At 34.1% G+C, this 2,701-nt stretch carries 2 protein-coding genes; both read right to left on the bottom strand.

The window, feature by feature from the left end; all coding sequences use genetic code 11:
• On the bottom strand, nt 1-1,110 hold a 1,110-nt coding region (locus RMX98_RS36145), incomplete at its 3' end, for a DUF1822 family protein (protein ID WP_409881956.1).
• Nucleotides 1,111-1,114: 4 nt separating this feature from the next.
• A complete protein-coding gene (locus tag RMX98_RS36140) occupies nt 1,115-2,683 on the bottom strand; it encodes a sigma-70 family RNA polymerase sigma factor (protein WP_409881957.1) in 1,569 nt (522 codons plus the stop codon).
• Nucleotides 2,684-2,701 lie beyond the last annotated feature (18 nt).

Genomic DNA, 2,701 nt, shown 5'->3' with positions numbered 1-2,701 from the left:
GGAAGTGACTTCCTGGAGAATTGTCCCTGTTTGTGAAAGCAAAATTAGTCTGAGATTAGGTATTAAGTAAGGTTCTCCATTTGCTGGATGTAACTGTACACGCAGACCGATTTTGCCATCAACCTCTGTTTTAAGTCCAATTAACAACACAACTGCACTACCCGCAACTTCCATCCCTAAATCAATTAACTTAGCTCGTTTAACATATCCCTCATTCAACCCCAAATCGCTTCTGAATTGCACAGCTAAAGTTTTTTGTTGTGGTGATAACAAAGTATCCAAATTTTGCCAACCCACACTAAAGATATTTTGAAACCATGAACTCAAGTTACTAACCACATAGCTAGCTTCAACTTGACTATTGTTTTGCTTTTTCAATCTTCTCTGATAAAGATGCTGCCGAAATTCATCCACCGCCAAAAATGCCCCCCACACATCAAAGGGGACATTAAATCTCGGCGAAGAAAAACTCCATTTACTCAATTGTTCTAGTAATTGCTCTGCTTGTGCTTTTGACAAAGTTACTAAAGATTTCATCTCTGGAATCTTGGGAGGACAAAGTTCTTGTGCTACCCACATCACATTTAAGTCTGCAATCAAATACTCTGCATCTAAACAATAAGTTCGATCCATTGGATCGTAAATAGCTTGCTTCCGAATTTGTTGATAGTTAGTATAACCTGATATCCGCAGCCAACCTTCTTCTAAATTTAACTGCACTGCTAGATAGTAATGGGCTGACCAACTAGGAATATCAATCCATTCTTGGGGAATCCGAAACTCTGGAAAGGAACTTTTATCACTAGGAATTAACGCTAATCGAGTTTCACCCAGAGTTAACACCGAGCCATTTACTAATTCCCAAATACTCGGTAATTCAGCTTTTGGAAAGCATAATCTAGGCATTATTTGCAAATCTGGGTCTTCTTGCAGCCAATTGAAAAAAGCATTTAAAGACAAATGATTTAGGTAGGCATTCCAACGAGCAGCTTTGTTTGAGTAAGACTCTTGCATTGTTTCTTGCCATGCAGTTTCTTGCTCTTTGTTTGATATATCTAAACATAAATGTTCTGGATAGATTAAAGTCAAATCATTTAAGCCAATTGTCATAATATTAATTCCTAGTCCTAATAAAAAAATTATCTTTTAGCCATTCATCTACAAAATTAGCTAGTTTATTGCTGACTACTACTAAAGAATTTTTAGGTAAAGCCATATCTATTTCTAGTTGGTGCATAAAAGTTTCTCTCAAATTTCCATTTATTTCATTTTTACTAACAAATTCCTTCAAAGTTGAATTTACCAACTTCTTATCTATTTTTTCTGGGTCTGTCAAGCCCAATTTTAAAACACTTGTTTTATCTTCAATTTGCCATTCTTGAGCAATTTTATCTAAAGCAGATTTACAGATTTTTTGACAGTGTAACTGTAGGCATTCATCCAATGATTCTTTGATAATTTCGATATCTTTTTCGTCATTCAGATAAATTTCAGGATAAACTTTCTGAGATTCTTTAATAAAGTCTTTTAAGAGTATTTTGTTATATCTTGCTAACTGTCTAGCTATTTGATATTGTTTCTGCAGTTCCGGATATTTATTTTTTAAAACTACTGCCATCTCACTTTGAGTTAAATTTAATCCCAGCCACAGTATTAACATTATTTGGCTAGTCTCTGAGATAGTTGAAAATAAGTTTGAAACAAGTAATCTTACTTGCTGTAATTCTTCTTCTTGAACAAGATTATCTAAGGCAGTATACCGACTATCAGTTAAGTTTTCGTAGTTTTCTATAGGCAGAAAAGATTTTGTTCGGTAATCACGAGCAGCCTGGATACAAATTTCTAATATTTCTTGAATTCTATCCTTTGAAACTTGTGCCTCTATAAATCCTAATTGATTACACCGTTCATTATATAATGATGCAATTGCTTGAAAACATTCGACGCTAGGTGTTTCTAAACTACGACTTCCTTGCCTTTGGTTCGGTTGATAAATTTCATCTAAGCATTGCCAAACTAAACAGTATGAGTTAACACGGTCTTGATTTATTCCTTTGCTCGTTAAAGCTTCCTGCATTTCTTTTGTAGTCAAATCTTTTAAAAGACCGTAGTTAGAAAACTTTTCTCTTTTAGCTTCTAAATCTTTCTGATAGATGGTATTACTAATAAAACGGATAATAGCTGTTTTAGCATAACCTTCTATATTGCTTTGAGAACGCTCAAAATCAAAACTTTTGAGAAGTTTGGCTGGAGGGAAGATAGCTGAGTTAGCTATTTGAAAGTATTCTTCTAATGGATATTTATGCTGGATAAATTTAAATCTTTGATAGCTTTTTATAGCTGCCCAAAGACAAGCTTCCTGTAAGTATGCAGACAAATGTTTCTCTGCTCTGCAAGAAGGCTTTGATATTTTTTTTGCCGATGATGTAGAAACACGAAACTTTTGTTTACTCTCCGTTTGAGAAGAAATTTGAAATAACTCTTGCGGTGATACCTCTCTAAGGATTTTTAGAAAATAACGTGCCCAATATTCTTCTTTAGCATCTGGCTCTAACTGCGTCAAAGAAATTATATTCCGTTTTAGGTCTACATCAACTTGCCAAACAAAATTAAAATTTTTGTGGTCATTTTTGAAGCTGAGAAAACTTGAAAATTGGTGGATGATACCTTCACGTTTTTTCATAACTTTTGCTGCATTTTA

It is taken from the genome of Nostoc sp. DedQUE02 (assembly GCF_034531035.1).
In the GTDB taxonomy this organism is placed as follows: domain Bacteria; phylum Cyanobacteriota; class Cyanobacteriia; order Cyanobacteriales; family Nostocaceae; genus Nostoc.
The sequence above is the reverse complement of the archived record's forward strand: the minus strand, read 5'-3'. Positions and strand labels throughout refer to the sequence as shown.

Bases quoted from the DNA above. Each gene is read 5' to 3' on its own strand.
- RMX98_RS36140 (WP_409881957.1), bottom strand. From the start codon at position 2,683: ATGAAAAAACGTGAAGGTATCATCCACCAATTTTCAAGTTTTCTCAGC.